Below are 26167 nucleotides of genomic sequence, written 5' to 3'. Positions count from 1 at the left end.
TAAGAAGTTGGGTCCCCCGAGCCCACCGTGCATCCGGCCGTGCCTGAGTATTGCCCATCCGGACAACAGTAGGGCCGGGGGTGCGTCAGGACAAACCTGCTGCTGAGAGCCTTACCTCAGCGGCCAGCCTGTGGGCGCGGCCCGCGGTGCGGCCCTCTTCCGCACGCCGGGGGATGTAGCCGAAGCCCAGGCCGTACGAGGGATCGGCGAAACCCAGGGCGGCGTTGGCTCCCTCGTGGCCGAAGGCCCGGTGGCTCCCGAAGTTCCGCGACAGGTGGGGTTTCATGAAAACGACGGCGAAGGCATTGTCCAGGCCGGAGGACCGGTCCAGGCCCCACACCTGCTCGCGCGCCATGGCCGCGATGGTCCCGCCGGAGAGGAACGGCTCATTGCCGTCTACCCCGGTGGTCGCTGCCGCGTACAGCCGGGCCAGGCCGTCGGCAGATCCCACGCCGCCCGCGGCAGACATGCCGGCAGCACGCACGGACCGGATGTTCGGAAGTTCCATGATGGTGCTGACGGGGGCGTTGCTGTTCAGGCCCTCAAGGCTGAGCGGGTCTACCCACGGCTGGTCCGGGTCTTGCTCGTAGAGGACGTCCCGGTACCGCGGTTCCAGGTCCTCCGGAAGGCCCAGGAAAAAATCCACTTCCTGCGGTTTACGGATCCTCCGGTCATAAATATGCTGAAGTGCTTCGCCCGTGGTCCGGCGGCACAACTCCTCCATTAGGATTCCGATGGTGAGGGCGTGGTAGCCGAACTGCCGGCCGGGTTCCCATGCGGGGGCGGCAGCGGCCAGCCGGGCGGCGGCCCGGGCTGTTGTGAACTCGTCCAGCCCGAAACCGCCTTCAACTCCGAGCAGCCCCGCCTGGTGCGACAGCGCCTCCCTGACCAACAGCCGGTCTTTTCCATGCGCTGCGAATTCGGGCCAGTAGTGGGCCACTGTCCTTTCCAGGTCCAGGACGCCGTCCTGGACCAGGAGGGCGATGACCATCGCGGCAACGCCTTTGGAACAGGAATAGGCGCCGGTCAGCGTTTCGGCCGCCATGTCCGGCCCGCCCGACAGTTGCACCACCGGCACCCCCTGCCGATATACAGCGAGCTGCGCACTATAGCTGGGGTCCGCGGCGAGAAGGGAATCGAACAGGGCCAGGACGTTGTCGTACCCGGGCGCCACAAAACCGAGAGAAGTCTGCATGTCTCCACTGTAGAAGGAAAGCGATTTCCTTCGGTGGTTAAGCCGTACTTCGGGCGCCGTGTCCGGGCGCCACTTCCTCGCCCGGCCGGACCGGCCCCGGCGGAGTGCCGTCACCGAACGGCCGCCCGCCGAGGGACTCGCGGCCGTGCTCTTCCAGCCATCCGCCCAGGTCCGGACCCGCCGGGACGATGCCGGTGGGATTGATGTCCTCATGCACGATGTAGTAGTGCCGCTTGATCTGTACGAAGTCGATGGTGTCGCCGAATCCCGGTGTCTGGAACAGGTCCCGGGCGTAGCCCCACAGGTTGGGCATCTCGCTGAGTTTCTGCCGGTTGCACTTGAAGTGTCCGTGGTACACGGGGTCGAACCTGGCCAGTGTTGTGAACAGCCGGACGTCTGCTTCGGTAATGGTGTCACCCACCAGGTAGCGCTGCCGCGAGAGACGCTCCTCCAGCCAGTCCATCGCAGTCCACAGTCGCTCGTACGCCGCGTCATACGCCTCCTGCGAGCCTGCGAAGCCGCAGCGGTACACGCCGTTGTTGACCTCGGTGAAAACCCGCTTGTTCACCTGGTCGATCTCCTCGCGGAGGTGCTCCGGGTAGAGTTGCGGTGCGCCAGGCCGGTGGAACTCGGTCCACTCCGTTGAAAAGTCCAGGGTCATCTGGGGGAAGTTATTGGTCACCACTTCTCCGGTGCGCACGTCCACGAGGGCAGGCACGGTGATGCCGCGGGGATAGCCCGGAAAACGCTTGAAATAGGCCACCTGCAGGCGCTCGATGCCGAGGACCGGATCCACGCCGCCGGGATCGAGGTCGAAAGTCCAGGAGCGCGCATCGTGGGTGGGGCCGGGCTGGCCCAGCGAGATTGCCTCTTCCAGCCCCAGCAGCCTGCGGACAATGACCGTGCGGTTGGCCCATGGGCAGGCCCTGGCGGCAATGAGGCGGTAACGCCCTGCCTCCACCGGCCAGCCGGGTTCGCCGTTGCTGCCGGGAGAAGCGTTCCTGGTGATGCGGTCCTCGATGTAGTTGGTATCGCGGGTGAATTCCGCACCGCCTGTCACATATGCTCCGCGGGTACTGTTCCCGTTCGTGCTGTCGGCTGCTGTGCGGGTGCTTTCCGTTTCCTGGCTCATGCCACCAGCCTATGCGTGGGCCCTTGGGATGCAGACGCCTTACAGCAGGATTACCGAGATTGCCTGCCACGCCGCCAACCAGGCCCCGGCCACGAGGAGTGTGAACAGGGCGATCCAGATGCCGGACGGGACCGAGGTGGCGCGGTACAGGAGGTAGGCGTCGGAGCTGGTAAGGCGGTCCCGACGGCGGAGGTGCACATTGGTGAGTTTGAGCAGGTCCCGGACGCCGGCCACCAGCAGTGCCAGGCCGAGGATGACGGACACGTGGCCCACCACGGAACCGGGAGCAAGGAAGGCCAATGCGGCCGCGCCGGCGATGGCGGCGGTGGTGATGGCGAACCCGGCCAGGTTGCGAAGGAAAATCAGGGATGCTGCCAGGACCAGCGCACTGGCGGCCATGGCGGCGGGACCCCAGCCGCTGAGCCCGCACCAGACGAAGGCGGCACCAACCATTGCAGGCACCGGGTAGCCCCAAAAACACGACCATGCTGCAGCCAGCCTGCTCCGGCTGTAGGTGGTGGTGGTTCCGGAATGGTCAAGCCGGAGCCGGATACCTGACAGCCGCTGTCCTGAGGTGACGGCGGCAAACGCGTGGCCCAGTTCGTGCGTTGCGGTGGCGAGGAGCCCGAAGTAACGCCAGCTGCCGCGCGGGATGGAGAGGACGACGGCGGCCGCCAGGGACAGGAGCATCTCAACCCACGTGACGGGAGGTACGTTCGTTTGGGTGAAGGCGGCGTTGAACGCGCTCCAAAAGCTGGCGGGGCTGTCCACCGTTGCCTCCTGGCTGCCGGCCGCCGGGGTGACTGCCCGGCGTCGTACGTTATCTGCCCAACGCTACGGACGTGGGCCGGACGGATGGTTAAAGCCGAAAGGCACGCCTGGTGCGGCGTGCCTTTCGGGTAAGGGCGCTGGTGCTGCCACTCCGGAAGCTTGTCGGCTAGCCTTCGCACTCGGTGCAGTAGCTGTGGCCGTCTTTTTGCCGGGCAATCTGGGACCGGTGGCGGACCAGGAAGCAGGAGTAGCAGGTGAACTCGTCCTCAGCCTGCGGGATGACCTGGACTACGAGCTCCTCAGCGACGAATTCGCCGCCAGGGACGCCGGCGCCGTCCAGCCCGTCAGCCTCGTCCAACTCCTGCACAACACTGCGGGCGTCGGGAGCATTGGCTGACTGGAGCTGCTCGAGTGAGTTGTCCTGCGATTCCTTGACGTCGGAACGCAGTTCATCGTAATCGGTTGCCACTTTGGGTGCTTCTCTTTTCTTTGATTGGCTGTCGGGTATGAAACGTACAGCATCGGGCCGGTATTCCCCAACAGGGAGCGTAGATCCGCTGCCGGTTGGGTAAAGGTTCAAGGGAACGGCCGCAGGCCTGCAAAGCGCAGTGCGGCTGCAAGGGCATGGAGGGACGGGCGGTTGCCGGTCCCCCTGCACGACGGAAGGGGCAGATTTTGGAACAACTCACCGCAGAGTTCGGCGGTGCCGGACAGGTGGGCGTGGGTGTCGGTCCCGTGCTGGAGAAGTTCGAGGCCGTCTCCAGGATCGTCGTCCTGCGCGGCGGCGGACTGGGGGACCTGATCTTCGCCATCCCGGCAATGGCTGCGCTGAAGGCGGCCTACCCTGCGGCCACCATCACCCTGCTCGGCACGCCGATCCACAAGGCGCTGATGGAGGCCCTGAAGAGCCCCGTCGACGAAGTGGTGGTCCTGCCCTTCGCAGAGGGAGTCCGGCCCGGGGAAGAGGATCCGGAGGAACTGGAACGGTTCTTTGCGCAGATGCGCAGCCGGAAATTCGACCTCGCCGTCCAGGTTCACGGCGGCGGGCGGTATTCGAATCCCTTCCTGCTCCGGCTGGGGGCCCGTCACACGGTGGGCACCAGGACACCGGACGCTGCCAGCCTGGAACGCACTGTTCCCTACCTCTACTACCAGCACGAACCGTTAAGGGCGCTGGAGGTGGCGGGGTTCGCCGGCGCCTTCCCCGTCGACCTCGAGGCGCGGCTGGCACCTGCCGGAGGCGGATCCGCCCCGGAAGCTGCCGACGGCGACGCCGGCCAGCCCCTGGTGGTGATCCACCCCGGCGCCACCGATCCCCGCCGTCGTTGGCCCGTCGACAAGTTCGCCGAACTCGCTGCCGCGTGCGCTGCCGACGGGTCCCGGGTGGTCATCGTTGGGGACAGCAGCGAGCAGGACCTGGCGGAGGGAATAGCCCGGCAGGCGGGTTCAGCGGCCGTCCAATCCGTGGCCGGCGCCCTTGACATGGCAGGGCTGGTGGCCTTGTTGGCGAAAGCTGATGTTGTTGTGGCCAATGACAGCGGCCCCCGCCACCTTGCGCAGGCGCTCGGCGTGCCCACGGTCGGGATCTTCTGGGCGGGCAACGTGATCAACGCCGGCGCGCTGGGCAGAAGCCTTCACCGCGTGCACGCCTCCTGGGTGACAAGCTGCCCCACATGCGGCATCGATGTGACCCAGGTGGGCTGGACGGCACCGCGCTGCTCCCATGACGACTCGGTGGTGGCAGGGATTGGGGTTGCCGAGGTGTACGAGGACGTCCGCAGCCTCACCGCCACGCAATTCGAGAGGCAGGACGCATGACCGGCGCCGAAACTGCGCAGCAGCTTGCCGATACGATCCCTGCCGACGGGAAGCCGGAGCTCCTGGTCCTGCGCGCCCTGAAGCTGGGTGATCTGCTGGTGGCCGTGCCGGCCCTGAAAGGCATCCGGCGGGCCTTTCCCGAGCACCGGCTGCGCTACGCGGCACAAGGCTGGCTGTCCGAAGCCTTGGGGCTCGTCGGCGGCTACGAACTGCTGCCCACGCACGGCCTGGACGAGCCGCTGGCGCTGGAACCGGGCGTGGTGGACGTGGCCATCAACCTGCACGGCAGCGGTCCCGAAAGCCAGGGGCGGATTGACGCACTCAAGGCCCGGCACACCGTGGGCCACCGAGGCGCCCACCGGAATGGCCCGCCGTGGCGCCCCGAACTGCACGAGCGTGAACGCTGGGTAAGGCTTGTGGAATGGCACGGCATCGAGGCGGACCCGCTGGACGTGCAGCTGAACACGCCGCATGTGCCAAGCCCTGTCCCCGGCGCCACGGTCCTTCATGTGGGGGCGGCATACGGCAGCAGGCTGTGGCCGGCGGAGCGCTTTGCTGCGGTGGCAGCAGCGCTCGCAGACGCCGGACACCAGGTGGTCTTCACCGGGGGCACCTCCGAACGGGAACGGGCTGAGGAAGTGTGCCGCCTCGCAGGGCTTCCGGGCACCGCCGTCCTTGCCGGCGTACTGGGCCTTGGCGAGTTCGCTGCCACTATCGCCGCCGCACGCCTGGTGGTCTCGGCCGATACGGGGGCGGCGCATTTGGCGTCCGCGTACGGCACCCCCTCCGTGGTGCTTTTCGGCCCGGCCCCGCCGGAGATCTGGGGTCCGCCGCCGGGGCCACACGTGGTCCTTACCCGCGCGGAACTCCGGCGTGGGGACACGTTCGCGGCGCAGCCCGATCCTGCCCTGCTCGCCGTCCAGGTGTCCGACGTCATGGCTGCCGTCAGGGGGCTGGGGCTCTTCTAGATGCTGCGGATTTGCGCGTCGATATGTGGGTCCGCAGGGGTTGGAGTGCGGCCCCTGCGGCCTAAAATTGGTGCATGGGCACTGAGCTGGAAATCGCCTTGGTGTTGGGGACGGCGTTCTTGTGGATTACCGTGACGCTGACCATTCTGTCCGCCATTGACCGTCCCGAAAGGAAGGCTCGGCGGCAGGAACGGCGCGACATCCGAACGGAGAAGCGGCGAATCGAGTTCCGTCCGGTCGCTGCCGGTTCGCACCCCCAGGGGCGGAACCGGCATTCCCGGAGCCGCAGGCTGCACCCGCACTGACGACGGCGGCACTGCCGCGGGTGCATCGGCGTGGACCGCCCGCGGCAGCCGCGCGCGTTCGTACCGGTCCTGGTTGAACACGCGGCCAGGGACCGCCTCTCGCGCTGAGATCCGGCGCCGGGATCAGGATGCCGGCGCGACGTCGATGAGTACCTTTCCGATCGTTCCCTGCTCCACGGCGTCGTGTGCTGCGGACGTCTCTTCAAGCGGGAAGCGCGCCAGCGGCAGCCCTTGGTCTTCGCCGACCCGCAGCGCGCCGGCGGCAAGGGCGTCGGCGACGGCAGCGACAGCTTGGTGTTTCTGCTCGTCCGTCACCGTGTAGGTAAGGATGAACTGATAGCGGACGTTCTTGGTCATGCTTTCGCGGATGGGAACGTTTAGCGCTTCCCCTGGGTTCGCTGCGTAAATGGAGATGGTGCCGCCTGGTTTAAGGACCTGCAGGTCTGCCTCGATGTTCGCAGGCGCGTTGACGTCGACGATGATGTCCACTCCGTCCGGGGCAGCTTCCTGGACGGCGTGAACTACGTCCTCAGCCCGGTAGTTGATGACCACGCCGGCTCCGGCGCGTCGCGCAAGTTCAGCCTTCCGCTCTCCGCTGACGGTAGTGATAACAGCAGCCCCGGCCCACCGCGCGAGTTGGATGCCCGCGTGGCCTACCGCACCTGCACCGCCGGTGACCAGCACGGTACGGCCCGCCAGGGCACCGGGGGAGAGCCTGGCGGGTCCGTCTTCGCTCGCTGTCAGGGCCCGGTGCGCCGTCAGTGCAGGAATCCCCAGCGAGGCGCCGGTGTCGAAAGACTCGGCGTCAGGTAAGGCGACGACCTTGTGGGCAGGCACCACGACGTACTCCTGGGCCGTTCCCTCGTCACTGCCCCAGGCGACATCCCAGAGCCACACACGGTCGCCCACCTTGAAGCCGGCCACTCCCGACCCCAGCTGGTCCACGACCCCGGCTCCATCCTGGTTGGGAACCTTGGGGGCGGGCAGTTTGTTGCTTCCACTGCCGGACCGTGACTTCCAGTCGGTGGGGTTCACGCCGGACACGATGACGCGCACACGGACCTCGCCTGCCCCCGGGGCCGGCAGCGGTTTGTCCTGAAGCTCCAGCACAGATGAAGGACCCGTTGCTCCGTACACGATTGCTTTCACGTCTTCTCCTACGTCCGGTTGCATAAATTCCTTCCGGCTTCCAACCTACCGAAAGCGTTGCTGCTCCCGGCCGATGCTGCTGTGTTTACCCGGGCATCGGCTTCTGGTGGCCCTGATCAGCGGTTCCGGGCGGCATCCGGGTCCGATGGCGCCTCCGTGCGCCGCTTGTCGATTAGTTCCTTTGTCCGCAGCAGGCGCAACAGGGTTACCAGGACGATGCCGCCAAACACGTTGAACAGCAGGGTGTAGCCGAACCAGCCCAGCCACTGCGCGTAGCTGATATCCGCGCCCGAATGGATTGCGGCGAAGATCAGCAGGGAGTCCAGGATCGAGTGGAAGAGCGGCAGCGCGGCCAGCAGGAACCCGCCGATAACCGTGGCCACGATGCGCGCCACATCGTTGTCGGTACCCTGCTGCATCCTGCTCATCAGGGTGATGGTGCTTCCGCCCAGCACCGCCAAGGCGATGGACTGCAGCGAGAACGGGGCATCGGTGAAATGGTGGGCGCTCTCGCTGACCACTGGTGACCACTCAGGGAACGCCACCATGACGATCCAGACGAAGACCCACCCGCCCAGCAGGTTGGCAAGGAGGGTTCCTCCCCAAAGTTTTGCCAGCTGCGTATAGCTTGCTTCCTTCGCAGCGACGGCGGCCACCGGTAACAGGAAGTTCTCCGTGAACAACTCGCTGTGTGCCAGCAGCAGGGCGATCAGCCCTACGCTGAACGCCAAACCCGCGAGCAGATGGTCGCCCGTTGCGTGAAGCACCGCCAGGTAAGCCATGATGCCGAGACCCACCTCAAAACCACCGAACACACCGGTCACCAGGATGTTCCTCATCGTCCGGTGCAGCCGCTCAGCTCCTTGGCCCACCGTCCTATCGAACGACTCCTTGAGGTCATGTTCCACTGGGGCGTCGGACTCCCCGAGTTCCCGCCGTCGTTCTTCGCTCATGTGTCTCTCCACTGCTGGCTCGCCCGGAATGTTGTCTGGTACGTACCCGCAGGAGCGGTGCCCACCCAGTGGGGAGCACCGAATCACCAGGCGGCGCCGGAAGCGGTCAAGATGCAGGCAAGCGGACACCCAGGCGCTGCAGCCCCGCGCGCCGGTCCTAGCGTCCCAAAATCCAGGAGCCGTCCGTGTCCGGTTCAGGCTTCGAGCGTCGTAGTTTGCGGACCAGGATGGCGACCGGCAGCAGCAGCAATTGAAGGAAACCGGCCGCGACCAAGAGGGCCACGACGAGCGCAAGGACCGGGAGGTAGAGGAGAAATACGCCTGCGAGGGTGGCAACGTACCCTGCGATGAACCCGAGTACCGTCCCGGCATCCATGTCTGCTCCCTGGCGAACCGTCCCGAACCGGGGGACGCAATAGGTGGAGGAAGCCCGCTGCACGACTTAGTGATGATCAAAGATCCCTGGAGGTCCGGTGTCAAGAGCGGGGAAACCACTGTGGGCGAACATGGGGGAATCCACCCGCGGCATCGGGAAACACCATGTCCGTTGGGGGAGACGGCCGGCTTGCATGGGTAGCGCCCGGGTAGGGGAAGGCATCGCCAGTGGCGTTACCAGCCGCTCCTACGCCAGGCTAGAACCGGTCAGTGCCGCGGAGCCCCCGGGGGCGGCCGTCGGGGTCAACGATGTACTTGTAGACCGGATCGGCCCAAAGACGGTGGAGGGGCGGGACGGGGTCGGGGACGTGGGGGCGAACCTGCCCTGCGGGCCGCGGTGTACGGCGGCCTGTCAGGTGCCACCGGTCCAGGGCACCGGACATGCTGTTCCACAGCTTAAGTCCTGGCCCGTCAGCCTGGAGCCGGGGGTCGTCTTCGTCCAAACCAAGGTGTTCCGCCCAGAGCTGGAGCCGCAGTTCTGTGGCAAGCGAACGGTGCCCCGACGCGCGTGGCTCCCCGCCCTGGGCACCTGAGGTGGAGGTGTCGACGACAGCGCACGTGAGTTCGCTGTCAGTGGTCCAGGACCGTCGGTTGAAGTTGTCGGAGCCGCAGGTGAACCAGGTGTCGTCGATGATGCAGATCTTGGCATGGACATAGACCGGAGTCCCCTCGCTGTTCTCCAGGTTGAACACCCCAACCCTGTCCGGTGCGGCCTTGCGGATCATGCTGAGGGCGCGCAGTTGCCCCAAGCGCCGGGGCGGTCCGCCCAGGAAGCCGTCGGAGTCCGGGTACCTGGGCACCACTATGATCACGTTCAACTCCTGGTTTCGCTCCAGCGCGGCTGCTATTCCCTGGGCCACCTCCGTGGACCACAGATACTGGTCCTCGATGTAGATGAGCGAACGGGCCTGGGCGAATGCTTTTGCGTAGCCCCGCGGGATGCTGCGCTCGCCGTCCGGCGCGAAGGGGAAAGGCGGGTGCTTCAGGCCGTAGGTGCGCAGCAGTTGTACGGCGTGCGGGCCGGCCGGCGGTGGCGGGGGAGCAGTCTCCGGCAGCGGTTTGGGATGCCGCGGCATGCGGGCCAGGCGCTGCAGCAGCATCCGGTACGGGGTGTGCCGGTCAAGCGGGTGGGGGTCGTTCCACCGCTCAGCGAACACGGCCAGCACATCCGCGACGACCGGCCCGCGCAGTTCGAGGGCGGCATCATGCCAAGGGGGCCTTGGCCCGTAGCGCGAATCCATCGTCACCGCCTGCGGGTCCCCTTCATGGCGGGCGTCGTCCCGGCGGCTGTGCGAAAGGTCAATTCCGCCCACGAAAGCGACGTCCCGGGAGGGGTCGTCACGACGGCGGATGACCACCAGTTTCTGGTGGTGGGAACCGAACAGACGGACCCGCTGATCCAGCAGCGCCTCCCCGCCGGCGTCGTTGATTTGGCGGCTGAGAAGCTCATTGGAGCGGCCGCTGATGGGCGCTGAGATGCGCTCGCCGTGGGATCTCCAGACGAGCCCCCGCACTTCCACTCCGGACTTTGCCAACCGCGCAAGCGTCCCGCCGATGGTGGGCCCGTCTGCTGCAATTTGCTCGTCGCCGTCGCCGCGCCAGTCGGTGAACCAAACCCTGTCCCCCGACTGCAGGCCCCGCAGCTCTGCCTGCAGCCTGGAAAAGTATGGCGCGCCGTGGACCAGGGGGCGCACCAGGTTGCCCTCTGACCATGCCGGAGTTCCTGCACCACCCGTTTGGATATCAGTTGCGGGGTTGCCGCGCTCAACCCAATTCAGAAACCACTTGCCAACCGTGCTGTCCACTCGATGCTCCTTTCGGGGCCCGGAGGACCGGGCAACTGGGTACCCAAACCAGCCTACGGGCCCGTGCGCCGGGTCACTGCGGCAAATCCGGGAGCAACCACGCGCTGAAGCTGCGGCGGGAATAGGCTTGTCCATGGCCGTTTCCCCGCCGAACGAAAGAATGAGGCATAACAGCATGTCACTGAAGGAAAAGCTGAAGGACGACGTCGTCGTCCATATGAAGGCCGGCAACAAGGTGGCCCTGACCACCGTGCGCAACGTCCTGGGCGAGATCGAAGCGCGGGAGAAGTCCGGCAAGACCCCCGTTGAGCTCGACGACCTCCAAGTCACCGCGCTGCTGCAAAAGGAGGCTGCCAAGCGACGGGACACGGCCGCCACCTATTCCGCGGCGGGCCACGAAGACCGTGCGGCGGCTGAGATCTCCGAGGCCGAGGTTATTGAGGCGTATCTGCCCAAGGGCCTGACCAGGGAGGAAGCCGAAGCCATCGTGGACGAGGTCGTTGCCGGCCTGCAGGCGGACGGCACCGAGCTGACGATGCGCTCCATGGGGGCCGTCATGAAATCCGTAACCCCGAAGATCGCCGGGCGTTTCGACGGCAAGGCCGTCAGTGAGATCGTCAGGGCGCGGCTGGCCTGAGCGATACCCCCGGCTGCTTTGGGGGATGACGAGGCCTCCCGCAGGCGTCATGATCTTAGTAGGCTCGCTGGTGGAACCGGGAGGCCCAGAGGAGTGGATATGCGCACTAAGACTGGTATGACAAAAGCCGGCATCGGTAACAGGGCCATCGGCCTGATGGTGGCCACCGTCGTTTTTGCTTCCGCAACGGCAGGAACTGTCAACGCCGACAACAAACCAGCGCTGCCTCCTGGTCCTTCAGGCCCGGCAAGCTCCGCAGGCGCGTCCCTGCCCACGGATCAGTTCATCGTGACGTTCAAGCCCGCCGCGGGTGGCAGCTCCGCTGAGCGGGGCAAGACCTACGCGAGGGCTGCCGCCGACACTTCCATCGCCGTCAGGGAGATCAAGTCCACGGCCGGTGACGCCAAGGTGGTGAAGGCAAACCGCAGGCTTAGTGCTGCAGAGTCCCAGCGTGTGCTGGAGAGCATAGCCGCGGGCGCGAACGTCGCTTCGGTGGAGCCCGACATCCGCATGTACCCGTCGGCCACACCCGACGACACCTACTATTCCCAGCAGTGGGCTTTGTCTGACCCCAACGCCGGCATCCGGGTCCCCTCAGTCTGGGACAAGACCACGGGTACGGGACAAATCGTCGCCGTAATCGACACCGGCATCACGGCACACAGCGACCTCAATTCCAACATCATCGCTGGCTACGACATGATCGCCGATCCGGCCTCTTCAGGTGACGGCAACGGAAGGGACGCCGATCCCTCCGACCCGGGCGATTACCAGACCGCTGGTGCGTGTGGGTCGGGCTCATCTGTCAATTCTTCCTGGCACGGAACCCATGTGGCCGGGATTATCGCAGCCGTCGCCAATAACGCCGAGGGAGTCAGCGGCGCGGCTCCCAGCGTGAAGATCGAACCCGTCCGCGCACTCGGTGGCTGCGGCGGTTATCTGTCCGACGTCTCCGACAGCATCATCTGGGCCTCCGGGGGAAACGTCAGTGGCGTACCCTCCAACGCCAAGCCGGCGAAGACCATCAATCTCAGCGTAGGCGGAACTGCGCCCTGCCCTTCCACCATGCAGGCGGCCATTGATGGCGCCGTGAACCGCGGTGCCACCGTTTTTGTGGCTGCGGGCAATGAGAACCAGCCTGCGTCAAACAACGCGCCGGCAAATTGCAACAACGTGGTCACCGTTGGGGCCACCAACCGGTCCGGGGCCAAGGCGTCGTACTCAAATTTCGGTCCCGCAGTCGACGTTATGGCCCCGGGAGGCGACTTAGATGCGGGGATCCTCTCGACGTTGAATGCCGGAACAACCAGCCCGGGCGCGGAAACGTATGGATCGCTGATGGGAACGTCGATGGCTACGCCCATGGCGGCGTCTGTTGGCGCCCTGATGAAGGCTGCCAATTCCTCCCTGACACCGTCCCAGATCGAAGCCAAGCTCAAGGCAAGCGCCCGTCCGCTTCCAGGTACCTGCTCCGGAGGATGCGGCGCCGGCCTGGTCGACGCCTCGGCCGCCGTCGTATTTCCGGCCGCGCAGACGCCGATAGCCGCCAAGGCAGCGTCCCTGAACGGCGCTCTGGGAGCCGCGACTACGGGGGAGGTTTACGGGCTCAAGGACAACGGGGGATACCAGTGTTTTGAGCACGGCTGCATCGTTTACTCGCCTGCAACCGGAGCGCATGTCTCCACCGGCGCGATCCGCGGGCTGTGGGCGGCGACCGGCTTCGAGAACGGCCGCTTGGGGTATCCGGTCACGGATGAGGTGTCTGGGCTGCGCGACGGCGGCGTGTACCAGAACTACCAGGGCGGCGCGATCGTATGGTCCCCGGCAACCGGAGCACACATATCCGTGGGCGCGATCCGCGGGCTGTGGGCGGCGACCGGCTTCGAGAACGGCCGCTTGGGGTATCCGGTCACGGATGAGGTGGCTGGACTGCGCGACGGCGGCGTGTACCAGAACTACCAGGGCGGCGCCATCGTATGGTCCCCGGCAACCGGAGCGCACATATCCGTGGGAGCGATCCGCGGGGAGTGGGCGGCGACCGGCTTTGAAAACGGCGTGCTGGGGTATCCGGTGACAGATGAAGTAACCGGCCTCCGCGATGGCGGTACCTACCAGAACTACCAGCGTGGGGCCATCGTGTGGTCCCCGGCCACCGGAGCGCACTCGTCGTTGGGCGCCACCCGTTCCATCTGGGCCTCATTAGGGTATGAGTCGGGGCGCCTCGGCTACCCGACAAGCGATGAGTATCCGACCGGCAATGATGGCAGTGTCGCCCAGAACTACCAAGGCGGTGTGATCCATTGGACTCCGCGCGGCTCCTACATCTCCTGGCAGTAAATCCAGCGATTCGCCGCATGCGCAGGTGAACAGTTGGCGGCGGTGCGACGTGAACGAGCAGCACCCTCCCTGTGCGGCAGGGAGGGTGCTGAAGGCTTGTTCTCCTAGTAGGTAATGCCCGTCCCGGCGGGTCCCCAATGGATGGTGCCGTGCTGGAAGTTCTGCGCGACGTTGCCCCCGGGACCTGTCGTATACTCACCGCTGGTCGGGAATCCGAGCCGCCCCGTCGGGCCGCCGGCGCTGCGGTAGAGGCCGCCGATGCCGCCGAAGGTAAACTGGCCGCCGGAGTCGGGAAGCCAGGTGATGAAGCCACCCTGGTAATTCTGGTAGACGCCGCCGTTGGCAGGCATTTCCCCTGACGCCGGGTAGCCCAGGACACCGTTCTCGAAGCCGGTCGCGGCCCAGACGCTGCGGAGGCCGCCAATGGACAGCTGCGTTCCGGTGGCCGGAGAGTACAGCAGGGCTCCGAGCTGGAAGTTCTGATAGAAGCCGCCGTCCCTGATGGCGGTTTTAGCGCTGGTTGCAACGCCCAGGAGGGCCCTGTTTTCCCGGTATCTTGCCAGCATCTCACCGGAGATGATCCGGGTGCCGGAGGCGCTGCTGGTGATGACGCCGTTCTGGTAGTCCTGGGCGGTGCCGCCTTCAACCTGGTAGATCTCCGAGGTCGGATAGCCGAGCGGGCCGGATTCGAATCCTGTCGCGGCCCAGGCGTTCCGGATGGCGCCGGTAGAAATGTGGGCGCCGGAGGCAGGCGACCACAGGAGGGCTCCGCCCTGATAGTTCTGGTAGACGCCGCCGTCCTTGAGGCCGGAGACCTCGTCGGTGACCGGATAACCCAGCATGCCGTTTTCGAACCCGTAGCCGGCCCAGAGGTTGCGGATCGCGCCCGTGGAGACGTGGGCGCCGGTGGCGGGGGAGTAGATCAGGGCCCCGTACTGGTAGTTGCGGTATGAGCCGCCGTTTTTTAGTCCATAGATCTCGGGGGACACCGGGAGGCCCAGGGCGCCGTTGATGGCAGCGGCCTTCTGTGCCAGTGGCGTCTGGGACGTCGGCCCTGGTGAGGGCGCCGGGGCCGGCGTGGTTGAGTACGCCGCCATGTTGGAGACCATCAGGTGCCAGCCGGCGTACGGTCCGCTGGTTGGTACGACGTAACCGATGCCCGCGTCGGTGCCCCGGGGGTCGAGCATCGCCGCCTTGTGGCCCGGGGAGTTCATCCACCAGTCAACCAGCTGTGCGGGACTGAAGTTGAATCCGATGTTTTCGCGGTACCAGGTAGCGCCGGCAGGGATTTCGTTGCCGCCTGCGTCGGCCCGGTGGATCGTGGCGAAGTCAAAGGCGGAATCCATCGTTGCGACGCCGAGCTGTTTCGCCCAGTCCTGGGAGACGTCAGCGATCTTCTGGTTCCAGACGAACGGCCTTGATCCGGCCTTGACGCGCTCAGCGTTCATCAGGTCGAAGGTCTGCTTGGTAAAGGTGTCGCCGATGGTCGTTGCGGGGACGATGGCCGGGGCTGGTGAAGTGACGGCAGCGGTGGCGGCGGTGAGGCCGCAGGGCAAAGTGAGCAGCAGGCCGAGGGTTACCGCGGACATGCGTGAAGAACGTATTTTCATAGATCCCTAGAGTGAGTGCCGGTGGGAACGCCGGGAGACGGTACAAGTCTGCCCGCGCTCAATCACGCAAACCGGGGATTTGTGGCGATGCTGGGGAAAGCCTTGGCAGATGCTGAGGATGCCTACTTCGACAGAATCACGTCAAGCAGCGCCGGCAGCCTTGTGACGCCGTCTTCTGCCATGAAGTGTTTTGCACCTGGGTGGACTTGCAGCCGCGCGTCCAGGCGCCTGGCAAGGTCATCAGATGCCTCCGGCGGCACGAAAGGATCCGTGTCGGAGCGGAGCACTGTCCGTTTCCGAATGCTTGTTGCTACGCGTTCAACGTCCACGTCAGCTGCCAAAAAGCCGTCGAGTTCCGGCAGTGCCGCGAGTGGTTCGGTGAACCCGGCCACCAAAACGAGACCGCCCAGCTCCCAAGGCACCGCCAGCGCCGCAAGCACCCGCAGGGCTGTGACCACGCCGAGGGAGTGGGCCACAATCACCGTCGCAGCATCGGGCATTCCGAGTGCTGCTCTGACTGCAATCTCCCACGCCGCCTTGTCAGGATCATCAGGGTCGGGGAGCGGTACCGCTGTGACCGCTATGCCTTTAGCTTCGAGGGCGCCTTGAAGCCAGGGAAACCAGTTTGCGTCCGGCGACGATTCATACCCGTGGACAATGACGACGCGCTGGACGGATCGACCCGGGACGCTGCCGGCTGTTGTGTTCATAGGTAAAGACTCTAAAGTCTCAGCTGGTCCCCGACCCCTCTTGGACGGTCATTGGCCCGCATTGACGGGACCCAGGTGGATCGACATGCCTGCTGCCTCGCAGGCATCGAAGAGGCCATCCCGGGAGTTGTCGGCCATGGTGCGGACAGCCTCGGAGGTGTACGGCGAGTTCTGCGATGAGACGGCGGAGGAGTACATCTCCCCTTCGTCCACGAGGTCTTGAAGGTTCTTCTTAACCTCCCCGGAGGCCTTCGCAATGCCGACCCTGGCGGCGTCGGCAAGCTTTTTCAGCGCCTTGCCGTAGTCCGTGGCACCGCCACTGCCCGCAGTGCCTTGGTTGTACCGCAGGCCGGAGGCGTTGTAGGCGGATTCGAAGTCCTTGCAGGCGCCTTCATTCCCCTGCGCGGAGCAGGCGCAGAGGGCCAAGGCCAACGCGCTGGCGCTAAGGAGGACGACTTCTCTCATCCGCTCATCCTAGGACCCGGAGCATGCAGACCTTGCCCCAGGACGGCCAGAAGGCAATCAGGGATCTCACGCGGGCGCTGTGGCCATCGGGGGCCTGCTGGCGGTCATATCGACCTTCACCAAGATGGAGTTCTACGCGGTCACGATAGGGTCCGGGAAGTTCAAGCCACACATCAAGTGGCTATATGATCTCGGACCGCTTGGTGACTTCACCTTTAAGAGGGCGCAGTCTTCAGGGCAGCGTGAAAACGCTTCTCGCGCGCCCTGAGACAAAAAGAAGCCCCGGAAAATCGATGATTTTCCGGGGCTTCCGATGTGCGCGGAGGGGGACTTGAACCCCCACCCCCTTTCGAGGACTAGCACCTCAAGCTAGCGCGTCTGCCATTCCGCCACCCGCGCAGGTGGTATTTCGGGAAGTCGTCCCGCCTTTCAGCGTTTCGCGCCTCTCCGAAGCAGCGAGAAAAACTCTAACATGACTTTCCGGGAACAACGAATCGGACCAAGTGGGTAGGCTGAGGGCAGCGTTTCAAGCCCGTTCCACCCACTCATCCCCTACCAAGGAGACACCAATGCCTGACGTCCTGCCCGAGGATGAAGTTGTCCGGATCTGCCAGGAACTCATCCGGATCGACACCTCCAACTATGGGGACGGATCAGGGCCGGGGGAACGCGTGGCGGCGGAGTACGCTGCGGGGTTGATTGAGGAAGTCGGCATGAGCGCGGAGATCTTCGAATCCGCACCGGGCCGTGCCAACGTGGTAACCAGGCTGGCCGGGGAGGACCCGTCCGCCAGCGCCCTGGTGGTCCACGGCCACCTGGATGTCGTCCCCGCACTCCGAGACCAGTGGTCGGTGGACCCGTTTGGCGCCGAACTGAAGGACGGCCTGATCTGGGGCCGCGGCGCCGTCGACATGAAGGACATGGACGCCATGATCCTTTCAGTCCTGCGCGGCTTCGCCAGGGAAGGCCGGAAACCCAAGCGGGAGATCATCTTCGCCTTCTTCGCAGACGAGGAAGCCGGCGGGACGTACGGCGCCCGCTATGCGGTGGACAACCGTCCGGAACTGTTCGAGGGGGCCACCGAGGCGATCTCCGAAGTAGGCGGCTTTTCCGCCACGATCGGCGGCCAACGGACGTACCTGCTGCAGACGGCGGAGAAGGGCATCTCGTGGCTCCGCCTCGTGGCGCACGGAAGGGCAGGCCACGGCTCCCAGATCAACACGGACAATGCGGTCACCAGGCTGGCCGCTGCGGTAACGCGCATCGGCGAGTACAAGTGGCCCATCGAACTCACCCCCACCACCAGGCAGTTCCTTGACGGGGTGACCGAACTCACCGCAGTGGAGTTCGACGCCGACAATCCGGATCTCCTGCTCAACCAGCTTGGCACCGTGGCCCGGTTCGTCGGCGCCACCCTGCAGAACACCACCAACCCCACCCTCCTCAAGGGCGGCTACAAGCACAACGTCATCCCCGAGTCCGCCGAAGCCCTGGTCGACTGCCGCACCCTTCCAGGCCAGGAACAGCAGGTCCTCGAAATTGTCCGCGAACTCGCCGGGAACGGCGTGGACGTCAGTTACGTGCACAATGACGTCTCACTCGAGGTTCCGTTCGCCGGCAACCTGGTGGACTCCATGATCGACGCCCTCCACAAGGAGGACCCCGGCGCCAAGGTACTGCCGTACACGCTCTCCGGCGGCACGGACAACAAGTCGCTGAGCCGCCTCGGGATCACCGGGTACGGGTTTGCGCCCCTCATGCTCCCGGACGAGCTGGACTTCACCGGCATGTTCCACGGCGTTGATGAGAGGGTCCCGGCGGACTCCCTCAAATTCGGCGCCCGGGTGCTCAACACCCTGCTCACCAACTACTGAGAGGAGCGGGCAATGACGCCAGAGGAACTGTTGCCCGATGAGCTCCTGGAGCGCATCCGCAGCCGGGCAGCCGGATATGACCGTGACAACGCGTTCTTCCACGAGGACCTGCAGGAGTTGGCAGCGGCCGGGTACCTGAAGCTTTTCGTGCCAACGTCCGACGGCGGTGCGGGGCTTGGGCTCGAAGCGGCGGCGCAGTGCCAGCGCAGGCTGGCAACGGCTGCCCCCGCCACCGCACTGGCCGTCAACATGCACCTGGTCTGGACCGGCGTCGCACACGTCCTGGCTGCCCGGGGCGACCACTCGCTGGCCTTCGTCCTCAAGGAAGCCGCCCAGGGAGAGGTCTTCGCGTTCGGCAACTCGGAAGCCGGCAACGACTCCGTCCTCTTCGACTCCCGGACCACCGCCACGCCGGAACAGGACGGGGGATACACGTTCACCGGAACCAAAATCTTCACCAGCCTCTCGCCGGCCTGGACCCGTTTGGGCATCTTCGGGAAGGACCCGGACGCCCGGAACGGCGACGGTGAGCTCATCCACGGGTTCATCAGCCGCGAAACGCCCGGCTACCGGATCCTGGACGACTGGGACACGCTGGGAATGCGGGCAAGCCAGTCAGCCACCACAGTCCTTGACGGTGTGGCCGTTCCAGCGGACCGGATCTTCCGGAAACTCCCCGTAGGCCCTAATGCAGATCCCCTGATCTTCGCCATCTTCGCGTGCTTTGAGAGCCTCCTGGCGGCTGTTTACACAGGGCTGGGCGAACGGGCCCTGGCCGTGGGCGTGCAGACAGTGAAGCGGCGGACGTCCTTCAAGAACGGCGGACGCAGCTACGCCCAGGACCCCGATATCCGATGGAAGGTGGCGGACGCCGCCATGGCCATGGACAACCTATATCCCCAGCTCAAGTCCGTTACGGCCGATGTTGATGCACTTGCCGACCATGGCACCCAGTGGTTTCCCAAGCTGGTGGGCCTGAAGGTGAATGCGACCGAAACGGCGCGGCGGGTGGTGGACCTGGCCATCCGTGTCAGCGGGGGATCAAGCTATTTCCGGGGTTCGGAGCTGGAACGGCTTTACCGGGATGTGCTGGCCGGGATGTTCCACCCCTCCGACGACGAGTCGGCCCACAACACGGTGGCGAACGCCTGGCTGGGCCCGCTGGAAGATTAGACGGTCCGCTGGACCGTCATCCCTACACGGTCCGCTGGACCTGCATCACCCGGCGCCGCAGCCAAAAGCGCCTGCCGCCGCCCACGTAAAGCTTGCTGCGTTCCAGTTCCCACTTGCCGTATTCGGAGTGTTCAACAAGGCGGCGCCGCGCCTCGGGCAAGGAATCCTCAGGGCTGACGGTCAGTACCAGGTACTCGTACTGGCGCAAATAATCCCGTTCCCGCTGGACCGAGCTGGTGAGAAATTGTTCCTTCATTTGCTCTCCATTTTCGTCCTTTTCCGGCTAACGTGAAGTCATGAGCATCGATCCGCGTGTCGCGCTTTCCTCCCTGACCACCGCTTTGGAAGAACACCTTATAGCAGCATCCAACCGCCGCGGAGACGGTGACCCCTCTGTTGAGGCAGCTTTTTTCGCCGTTGCCGATGCCTTCGAAGTTTACGAGGACGCCCTTTACGAGGCCTACAGCGAAGTGACCCCGCTTCAGGTCTTTGACGACGAGGATGACGAGGACGAAGAAGCCGACGTGGACGACGACGAAGACCTGGAGATCGTCGAGGAATAGCGCCCGGAAGGCCCGCGGGAAGCGGCAGACCTAGGAGCCGGCGGAGACATCCTCCAAAGCCCTGGCAATCTGTGGGGGCAGCGGCGAAAGCTGGGCATCGAGAATTTCTTTCAATTGCACCGGTGTACGGGCCCCAACGATGGCCGTGGCAACTCCCTGCTGCGACAGCAGCCAGGACAACGCCACGTCCTGGGGCGTCCGGCCCAGCCCGTTGGCGGCCATGCACACCGCATCCACGATGCGTGATGGCTTCTCCTCCAGGTACGGCTCCACGTAGGCGGCCTCGCTGACCGAGGCGCCACGGGAACCAGTGGGGATGCTGCCCCGGTACTTCCCGGTGAGGACTCCACGGCCCAGCGGCCCCCACGCCATCAAGCCAAGCCCAGCATCCTCAACGGCCGGTATCAGCTCCGCCTCAGCCTGCCGGGCAAGGAACGAGTACTCGGCCTGGACAGCCACCAGCGGGACGCCGCTGGTGGCTGCGGCCTTGGCGGCCTGCCAGCCCTTGAAGTTCGAGATCCCGGCGTACCGCGCCCGCCCGGAACGCACCGCGAATTCAAGCGCCCCCAGCGTTTCGTCCAGGGGTACGTTGCCGTCCCATGCCTCGGCAAACCACAGGTCCACATAGTCGCTGCCCAGCCTGGCCAGGCTGGCGTCAAGTCCGGTGAGCATCGCATTGCGGGACGTGTCCACGGCGCGGCGCCCATCCGGCGTCGTCATTCCTGCTTTGGTGGAGATGGAAATCTCGGTGCGGGACACGACGTCGCCCAGCAGGGAACCAAGGACGGCCTCCGAGGCGCCGCCGGCGTACGAAGCTGAGGTATCCACGTGCCGGCCGCCGGATTCAAGGAAGGTGCGCAGCAACTCTGATGCGTCCTGTTCGTCAGTTTCCCCGCCCCATGACCGGGTGCCCAGGGAGAGGGCTGAAACTCGCAATCCACTGTTGCCGACGTAACGCTGCTGCATAGCAGCAAGCTTACGGGCAGAAGCACCGGTGCCATGCCGTAGGGTCTTAGCGTGAACTGGTTTGAGGCGGCCCTGCTGGGCCTTGTGCAGGGACTGACCGAATTTCTACCGATTTCCTCGAGCGCGCACCTGCGGATCGTGGGGGAGTTCCTCCCAAACGCGGAGGACCCGGGAGCCGCCTTCACGGCCATTACCCAGCTCGGTACCGAGACCGCCGTGCTGATCTTTTTCTGGCGCGACATTGTCCGCATCGTCAAGGCGTGGGCGGGGTCGCTCACCGGCAAGGTGCCGCGGCAGGATCCGGATGCCCGGATGGGGTGGCTGGTGATTCTCGGCAGCCTGCCCATCATCGTGCTGGGGCTGCTCTTCCAGGACCAGATCGAGTCTGTGCTCCGCAGCATGTGGATCGTTGCCACCATGCTGATCGTCTTCGGACTGATCCTTGCTGTGGCCGATGCCACCGGCGCCCAGAAACGGGACCTCACCCACCTGACCTACAAGCACGGCATTTTTTACGGCCTGGCGCAGGCCCTCGCGCTGATTCCCGGTGTATCCCGCTCTGGCGGCACCATCACCGTGGGCCTGCTCATGGGCTACACGCGTGAAGCGGCGGCACGCTATTCCTTCCTGCTGGCCATTCCCGCAGTGTTCGGCAGCGGGCTTTACCAGCTTTACAAAGTGGTCTCCAAGGACGGCATCTCCGGGCCGTTCGGCCTTCCGGAGACCGCACTTGCCACGGTTATCGCCCTGGTGGTGGGTTATGTCATCATCGGCTGGTTCCTGAAATTCGTCTCGACACGCAGCTACCGCCTTTTCGTCTGGTACCGGATCTTCCTGGGCCTGGCCCTGTACCTCCTCCTCGGTTTCGGCGTCATCAGCGCCTAGGACTAGGCTTGGGCTTGTGAAATCCTGGACTTCCCGCCCCGTTCCTGCCCTGCCCGGAAACATGCCCGCCATCCGGCTGTTCGACACCGCGGCAGGCCGCGAAGTTGCGCTGGAGCAGGAGGCCAGGCCCTCCATGTACGTCTGCGGCATCACCCCTTACGACGCGACCCACATGGGCCATGCGGCCAGCTACGTCGCCTTCGACCTGTTGAACCGCGCCTGGCGCGATGCAGGCAGTGAGGTCTCCTATGTGCAGAACGTCACGGACGTGGATGATCCCTTGCTGGAGCGCGCCACCGCCACCGGCGTCGACTGGCGCGACCTCGCGGCGGAGCAGGTGGAGCTCTTCCAAACCGACATGGAGGCGCTGAACGTCCTGGCGCCCGACCACTACGTCGGCGCGGTGGAATCCATCGGCCTGATCGTTCCCGAGGTGGAGCGTCTGGTCAGCATGGGGCTGGCATACCAGGTGGCCGGCACCAATGGCGAACCTGACGGGGATGTCTATTACGACGTCGAAGCTGCCGGCAAGCAGTCAACGGCACCTGGCGCCTGGGCACTGGGATGTATTTCCCATTTGGGCGAAAGCGCCATGCTGGAGCTTTTCGCCGAGCGCGGCGGCGACCCCGGCCGGGCCGGGAAGAGGCAGGCACTGGACCCGCTGCTCTGGCGGGTGGAACGGACGGGCGAGCCCAGCTGGCCGGGTGGAAGCCTGGGTGCAGGCAGGCCCGGCTGGCATATCGAGTGCACCGTCATCGCCCAGAAGTACCTGCCCTCACCCTTTACTGTGCAGGGCGGTGGTTCAGATTTGATCTTCCCGCACCACGAGATGGGCGCCGGGCACGCATACTCCTTGGCCGGCGTCCCCCTAGCCAAGCACTACGCCCACGCAGGCATGGTGGGGCTCGACGGCGAGAAGATGAGCAAGTCAAAGGGCAACCTGGTGCTCGTCTCCAAACTCCGCGCTGCGGGCGAGGACCCGGCTGCAATCCGCCTGGCCATCCTGGCGCACCATTACCGCTCCGACTGGTCCTGGACGGATGAGGGCTTCGCAGCTGCCAAGGCTGACTTGGCGGCGTGGCGGACGGCCCTGGACCACGCTCCAGCAGGATCAGCCCAGCCGCTCCTGACCGAGATGCGGGAAGCGCTGGCAGCAGACCTCAACGCCCCGGCAGCGGTCGCCGCAATCTCGCGCTGGGCACGGGCCGCTAACGACGGCGGTGCTTCCGCCAGCCCTGCTGACCGTGCCCTGGTGGAAGACGCCGTGGACGCCCTTCTGGGCATCCGGCTCTAAGGCGTCCACACCTTTACCGCAGACAGGAAGGGCCTGGCCAGGATTCCTCCCGGCCAGGCCCTTCAATTTAAGGACAGGTCACTACGTCAACGTCAGGGCCGGTCCTGGCCCCGACGCTTCAGGTAGCGCTCAAATTCCCGGGCAATCGATTCGCCGCTGGCCTCGGGAAGGTCTGCGGTGTCCTTTGCCTCCTCCAACTGCCGCACGTAGGCAGCGATCTCAGGGTCCTCGGTAGCCAGCTCGTCCACGCCGCGCTCCCAGGCGTCAGCCTCCTCGGCCAGCTCATGGGTGTCGAGGGGCACCTGCAGCAACTCCTCGATACGGTGCAGGAGGGCGAGCTGCGCTTTGGGGGAGGGAGCCTGGGCCACATAGTGCGGCACGGCAGCCCACAGGGACACGGCAGGAATCCCCGCCAGGAGCGCCACCTCGGAGAGGACACCGACAATGCCCACTGGGCCTTCGTACTGCGAGGCCTCCAGGTTCATCCGCTCCCTGAGCGGGGCGTCGTCGGAAGACGTGCTTACCGGGATCGGTCGGCTGTGCGGGACGTCTGCCAGCAGGGCGCCCACCAGCACCACGTAGTCCACATTCAGCGCCTCCGCATGGGCCAGCAGTTCTGCAGTGTAGGCGCGCCATTTATAGGACGGTTCTGTCCCCTGCACAAAGATGACGTCCACGTTGGAGTTGGGCGCGGTGGCTTTGTAGATCCGGGTCGAAGGCCACTTGATCTTGCGTTCGCCAGCCGAGTTCCGGCGGACGGTGGGACGGGTGAACTGGAAGTCGTAGTACTCATCGGCATCGATGGACGCTACCTTCTTGCCACCCCACAACTTGTTCAGGTAGCGCAGCGAATCGCTGGCCGCTTCTCCGGCGTCGTTCCACCCTTCAAAGGCGGCAAGCATCACCGTTACGCGCTGTCCGTCAGCCACTGGCTGCAGGAACCGTTCCCGCTCGGGTCCGGCACCCTGTTCGGCGGTGTCTCCCTCGAAGCTATTCATTTCTTCACCCTACGTCCAAGGGGCAGGGTCGCGCATGGAATGAAGCGCCGCCAATCCCCGGGAAGCGGTACAAACAGCACCCGCGGGAGGTCATATTCGCCAAGGGCGTAGCCACAGCCGCCGTCCAGCCATGCCCCGTAGACTGGCTTCATGCGATTTCCTGCCGCCAGTTCACAGCTCAAAGCCGTCCTCTGGGACATGGACGGCACCATCGTGGACACCGAGCCGTACTGGATCGCCGCGGAGCACGCGCTGGTGGAGGCCCACGGCGGCAGCTGGAGCCACGACCAGGCGATGCAGTTGGTTGGCCAGTCGCTGACGTTTTCCGCGGGCCTGCTCCAGGAAGCCGGCGTTGAACTCGAGATCCGCGAAATCATTGACACCCTCACCGCCCAGGTGGTCAGGAGCGTCCAGCAGCAGGTGCCATGGCGGCCCGGCGCCCGTGAACTGCTGGAGGAACTGCACCAGGCCGGTGTCCGCTGCGCCCTGGTCACCATGTCCGAGGGCCCGCTGGCCCGCGAGGTGGTCGCCAGCCTTCCGCGGCCCTACTTCGAGGTGCTGGTAACGGGCGATACCGTCAGCCGGGGCAAGCCGCATCCGGAGGCCTACCTGACCGCCGTGGAACTGCTGCAGGACAACGACCCCCATCTGGAAATCCATCACTGCGTGGCCCTCGAGGACTCAGTGCCGGGCGTGGCCGCGGCCGTGGCCTCCGGCGTCGCCACCGTGGCCGTTCCCCACATCGTGCCGCTGCCGGATAACGGTGACTACGCCCTGTGGGACACGCTCTCCGGCCGCAGCTTGGCTGAGCTCGAAGCCGTCCTTCTGCGGCTTGACACAACCGGAACCGCCGCTTCCGCAGGTGATCCACATGGCTGATCCCGGCGACGCCCAGCGCGCAAAACCGGACAACCCGGCGCGCCGTGAAGGGATCCCGCTGGGGCGCATCGCGGGCGTCCCGGTCGTCCTCGCCTATTCGTGGTTCGTCATTGCGGCTTTCACCGTGATTGTCTACGGTCCTGTGCTGGCACGGAACAACCCGATGCTGGGCATGAGCGCCTACCTCGTGGCCTTCGCGTACGCCGTCCTGCTCCTGATCTCAGTCCTTGTCCACGAACTCGCGCATGCCCTGACGGCGAAAATCTACGGGTGGCCTACGCAAAAGATCGTCCTTAACCTTTGGGGCGGGCATACCCAGTTTGAAAGCTTCACGTCGTCCCCGGGCCGGTCCGTGCTGGTGGCGTTGGCCGGGCCGGCCGCCAACTTCGTCCTGGCGGGCGGAGCCTGGCTGCTGCTTGGCACCGACAGCCTGGGAAGCGTTGCGGAAATCCTGACGAACATCTTCATGTGGGCGAACTTCCTGATCGGCGTCTTCAACGTCCTGCCGGGTCTGCCCCTGGACGGCGGCCGGCTGGTCGAATCCATTGTCTGGAAGGCCACCGGAAGCCAGGCGAAGGGAACCGTGGCGGCCGGCTGGGGCGGCCGGATCATCGTCCTGGCCATCGCCTACTGGTTCCTCCTTCGCCCGTTCCTTGCCGGTGACCAGCCCGACTTCAGCCTCCTCATGATCACCATCCTGGTGGGCGGGTTCCTCTGGATGGGGGCTTCGGCATCCATCCAGCAAGGCACGCTGCGCGGCCGGCTCCCGCTGGTCAGCGCCGCGGCGTTGTCGACGCCGGCCGCGGGGATCCCTGCCACGGGCACGGTCCGGGACGCCCTCCGCCTGGGGGCAGCAGGAACAAAATCCGTGGTGGTCTGCGGAACGGATGGCCGGCCGCAGGCCGTGGTGGACCCGGACGCGCTGGCCTCAGTGCCGGCTGTGGCGGCCGATACCACCCCCATCACCGCCGTATCATTCCCCCTGGCGGCGGGTGCCTACGTACCCGAGTGGTCCAAAGGACAGGAGCTGATCCAGTTCCTGTCGCAGCTTGAGGGACGCCATTATGCAGTGGTGGACCACAACGGCGCAGTCACCGGACTGCTGACCCAGGACGCCGTCCTCGCTGCCATCACCGGAAAGCGCCAGCGCAACGATAGGCACCCCCAAGGCCAGACCCGGTAGAGTTACCTGCCGGTCGTGCATTGCCGCCGAAAAGCCACACTGTCCCAGGGGATTGTCCGGCC

The 26167-nt window shown here is 65.5% G+C and carries 27 protein-coding genes and 1 tRNA gene; 13 read left to right on the top strand and 15 right to left on the bottom strand.

What is annotated here, in order from left to right; all coding sequences use genetic code 11:
* Positions 1 to 85 precede the first annotated feature (85 nt).
* From QF031_RS09380 to QF031_RS09365, 4 genes are all read right to left on the bottom strand, one after another.
* Complete coding sequence (locus tag QF031_RS09380) at positions 86 to 1195, bottom strand: serine hydrolase domain-containing protein (protein ID WP_307427030.1); 1110 nt, start codon at positions 1193 to 1195, stop codon at positions 86 to 88.
* Between the two features lie 37 nt (positions 1196 to 1232).
* Complete coding sequence (locus tag QF031_RS09375; protein ID WP_307427028.1) at positions 1233 to 2327, bottom strand: glutathione S-transferase family protein; 1095 nt, start codon at positions 2325 to 2327, stop codon at positions 1233 to 1235.
* 39 nt (positions 2328 to 2366) lie between these two features.
* Positions 2367 to 3098: a M50 family metallopeptidase gene (locus tag QF031_RS09370; RefSeq protein WP_307427026.1), complete on the bottom strand. Its 732-nt coding sequence runs from the start codon at positions 3096 to 3098 to the stop codon at positions 2367 to 2369.
* 166 nt (positions 3099 to 3264) lie between these two features.
* Positions 3265 to 3567 carry a DUF4193 domain-containing protein gene (locus QF031_RS09365; RefSeq protein WP_018761323.1) on the bottom strand — a complete coding sequence of 101 codons (303 nt, stop codon included), beginning with the start codon at positions 3565 to 3567 and terminating at the stop codon, positions 3265 to 3267.
* A gap of 206 nt (positions 3568 to 3773) precedes the next feature.
* On the opposite strand from QF031_RS09365, the gene QF031_RS09360 reads away from it, so the two are divergent.
* The 4 genes from QF031_RS09360 to QF031_RS21460 all read left to right on the top strand — a co-directional run bounded on the left by QF031_RS09360 (position 3774) and on the right by QF031_RS21460 (position 6297).
* Entirely contained in the window at positions 3774 to 4916 is a 1143-nt protein-coding gene (locus tag QF031_RS09360; RefSeq protein ID WP_307427023.1) for a glycosyltransferase family 9 protein, read from the top strand.
* Positions 4913 to 5884, top strand: a complete 972-nt coding sequence (locus tag QF031_RS09355) for a glycosyltransferase family 9 protein (protein ID WP_307427019.1) — start codon at positions 4913 to 4915, stop codon at positions 5882 to 5884. Before QF031_RS09360 ends, QF031_RS09355 begins: the two co-directional genes overlap by 4 nt.
* Before the next feature lie 74 nt (positions 5885 to 5958).
* A complete protein-coding gene (locus QF031_RS09350) occupies positions 5959 to 6189 on the top strand; it encodes a hypothetical protein (RefSeq protein ID WP_307427016.1) in 231 nt (76 codons plus the stop codon).
* Between the two features lie 30 nt (positions 6190 to 6219).
* The gene (locus QF031_RS21460; protein ID WP_370874560.1) at positions 6220 to 6297 is read left to right on the top strand and encodes a three-helix bundle dimerization domain-containing protein; all 78 of its coding nucleotides are present in this window, start codon (positions 6220 to 6222) and stop codon (positions 6295 to 6297) included.
* Between the two features lie 15 nt (positions 6298 to 6312).
* Here QF031_RS21460 and QF031_RS09345 read toward each other — a convergent pair whose 3' ends face one another.
* The 4 genes from QF031_RS09345 to QF031_RS09330 all read right to left on the bottom strand — a co-directional run bounded on the left by QF031_RS09345 (position 6313) and on the right by QF031_RS09330 (position 10531).
* Positions 6313 to 7338 (bottom strand): NADPH:quinone reductase, encoded by a 1026-nt coding sequence (locus QF031_RS09345; protein ID WP_307427013.1) that lies wholly within the window; start codon positions 7336 to 7338, stop codon positions 6313 to 6315.
* A gap of 116 nt (positions 7339 to 7454) precedes the next feature.
* Complete coding sequence (locus tag QF031_RS09340) at positions 7455 to 8291, bottom strand: formate/nitrite transporter family protein (protein WP_307427009.1); 837 nt, start codon at positions 8289 to 8291, stop codon at positions 7455 to 7457.
* Positions 8292 to 8448: 157 nt separating this feature from the next.
* Positions 8449 to 8667: a hypothetical protein gene (locus QF031_RS09335; RefSeq protein ID WP_307427007.1), complete on the bottom strand. Its 219-nt coding sequence runs from the start codon at positions 8665 to 8667 to the stop codon at positions 8449 to 8451.
* 256 nt (positions 8668 to 8923) lie between these two features.
* Positions 8924 to 10531, bottom strand: coding sequence for a phospholipase D family protein (locus QF031_RS09330; RefSeq protein ID WP_307427004.1), 1608 nt, complete (start codon positions 10529 to 10531; stop codon positions 8924 to 8926).
* Positions 10532 to 10706: 175 nt separating this feature from the next.
* Between QF031_RS09330 and QF031_RS09325 the strand changes: the two genes are divergently transcribed.
* Together QF031_RS09325 and QF031_RS09320 are read left to right on the top strand one after the other, a co-directional pair.
* A complete protein-coding gene (locus QF031_RS09325) occupies positions 10707 to 11168 on the top strand; it encodes a GatB/YqeY domain-containing protein (RefSeq protein ID WP_307427002.1) in 462 nt (153 codons plus the stop codon).
* Positions 11169 to 11267: 99 nt separating this feature from the next.
* Positions 11268 to 13505 (top strand): S8 family serine peptidase, encoded by a 2238-nt coding sequence (locus tag QF031_RS09320; RefSeq protein WP_307426999.1) that lies wholly within the window; start codon positions 11268 to 11270, stop codon positions 13503 to 13505.
* Between the two features lie 104 nt (positions 13506 to 13609).
* Here the strand turns inward: QF031_RS09320 and QF031_RS09315 are convergent, their stop codons facing one another.
* The 4 genes from QF031_RS09315 to QF031_RS09300 all read right to left on the bottom strand — a co-directional run bounded on the left by QF031_RS09315 (position 13610) and on the right by QF031_RS09300 (position 16689).
* Entirely contained in the window at positions 13610 to 15094 is a 1485-nt protein-coding gene (locus QF031_RS09315) for a CAP domain-containing protein (RefSeq protein WP_307426996.1), read from the bottom strand.
* Positions 15095 to 15237: 143 nt separating this feature from the next.
* Positions 15238 to 15825 (bottom strand): RBBP9/YdeN family alpha/beta hydrolase, encoded by a 588-nt coding sequence (locus QF031_RS09310; protein WP_307426993.1) that lies wholly within the window; start codon positions 15823 to 15825, stop codon positions 15238 to 15240.
* Positions 15826 to 15873: 48 nt separating this feature from the next.
* A complete protein-coding gene (locus QF031_RS09305) occupies positions 15874 to 16290 on the bottom strand; it encodes a hypothetical protein (RefSeq protein WP_307426990.1) in 417 nt (138 codons plus the stop codon).
* A 316-nt stretch (positions 16291 to 16606) separates the two neighbouring features.
* Positions 16607 to 16689, bottom strand: a tRNA-Leu gene (locus QF031_RS09300).
* Positions 16690 to 16859: 170 nt separating this feature from the next.
* Between QF031_RS09300 and QF031_RS09295 the strand changes: the two genes are divergently transcribed.
* On the top strand, positions 16860 to 18164 hold the full coding sequence (locus QF031_RS09295; RefSeq protein WP_307426987.1) for a M20/M25/M40 family metallo-hydrolase: 1305 nt from the start codon (positions 16860 to 16862) through the stop codon (positions 18162 to 18164).
* Between the two features lie 12 nt (positions 18165 to 18176).
* On the top strand, positions 18177 to 19337 hold the full coding sequence (locus QF031_RS09290) for an acyl-CoA dehydrogenase family protein (RefSeq protein ID WP_307426983.1): 1161 nt from the start codon (positions 18177 to 18179) through the stop codon (positions 19335 to 19337).
* A 22-nt stretch (positions 19338 to 19359) separates the two neighbouring features.
* Here the strand turns inward: QF031_RS09290 and QF031_RS09285 are convergent, their stop codons facing one another.
* A complete protein-coding gene (locus tag QF031_RS09285; protein ID WP_102975559.1) occupies positions 19360 to 19593 on the bottom strand; it encodes a DUF5703 family protein in 234 nt (77 codons plus the stop codon).
* Positions 19594 to 19633: 40 nt separating this feature from the next.
* Here QF031_RS09285 and QF031_RS09280 point away from each other — a divergent pair, with 40 nt between their 5' ends.
* Positions 19634 to 19900, top strand: a complete 267-nt coding sequence (locus QF031_RS09280) for a hypothetical protein (RefSeq protein WP_307426980.1) — start codon at positions 19634 to 19636, stop codon at positions 19898 to 19900.
* Between the two features lie 30 nt (positions 19901 to 19930).
* Here the strand turns inward: QF031_RS09280 and QF031_RS09275 are convergent, their stop codons facing one another.
* Entirely contained in the window at positions 19931 to 20866 is a 936-nt protein-coding gene (locus QF031_RS09275; RefSeq protein ID WP_307426976.1) for an aldo/keto reductase, read from the bottom strand.
* A 51-nt stretch (positions 20867 to 20917) separates the two neighbouring features.
* Between QF031_RS09275 and QF031_RS09270 the strand changes: the two genes are divergently transcribed.
* A complete protein-coding gene (locus QF031_RS09270) occupies positions 20918 to 21751 on the top strand; it encodes an undecaprenyl-diphosphate phosphatase (protein ID WP_307426972.1) in 834 nt (277 codons plus the stop codon).
* Between the two features lie 16 nt (positions 21752 to 21767).
* The gene (mshC, locus tag QF031_RS09265) at positions 21768 to 23045 is read left to right on the top strand and encodes a cysteine--1-D-myo-inosityl 2-amino-2-deoxy-alpha-D-glucopyranoside ligase (protein WP_307426969.1); all 1278 of its coding nucleotides are present in this window, start codon (positions 21768 to 21770) and stop codon (positions 23043 to 23045) included.
* A 92-nt stretch (positions 23046 to 23137) separates the two neighbouring features.
* Here mshC and QF031_RS09260 read toward each other — a convergent pair whose 3' ends face one another.
* Positions 23138 to 24043: a PAC2 family protein gene (locus QF031_RS09260; RefSeq protein WP_307426966.1), complete on the bottom strand. Its 906-nt coding sequence runs from the start codon at positions 24041 to 24043 to the stop codon at positions 23138 to 23140.
* A 198-nt stretch (positions 24044 to 24241) separates the two neighbouring features.
* Here QF031_RS09260 and QF031_RS09255 point away from each other — a divergent pair, with 198 nt between their 5' ends.
* Both QF031_RS09255 and QF031_RS09250 read left to right on the top strand, forming a co-directional pair.
* The gene (locus QF031_RS09255; protein ID WP_370874559.1) at positions 24242 to 24922 is read left to right on the top strand and encodes an HAD family hydrolase; all 681 of its coding nucleotides are present in this window, start codon (positions 24242 to 24244) and stop codon (positions 24920 to 24922) included.
* Positions 24915 to 26105: a site-2 protease family protein gene (locus QF031_RS09250; RefSeq protein WP_307426960.1), complete on the top strand. Its 1191-nt coding sequence runs from the start codon at positions 24915 to 24917 to the stop codon at positions 26103 to 26105. Before QF031_RS09255 ends, QF031_RS09250 begins: the two co-directional genes overlap by 8 nt.
* The last annotated feature ends 62 nt before the right edge of the window (positions 26106 to 26167 follow it).

Origin of the sequence: Pseudarthrobacter defluvii, assembly GCF_030816725.1 — a bacterium.
GTDB classification, from domain to species: Bacteria; Actinomycetota; Actinomycetes; order Actinomycetales; family Micrococcaceae; genus Arthrobacter; species Arthrobacter defluvii_A.
Note: the sequence above shows the minus strand (reverse complement) of the source record. Positions and strands in the feature narration are given on the sequence as shown.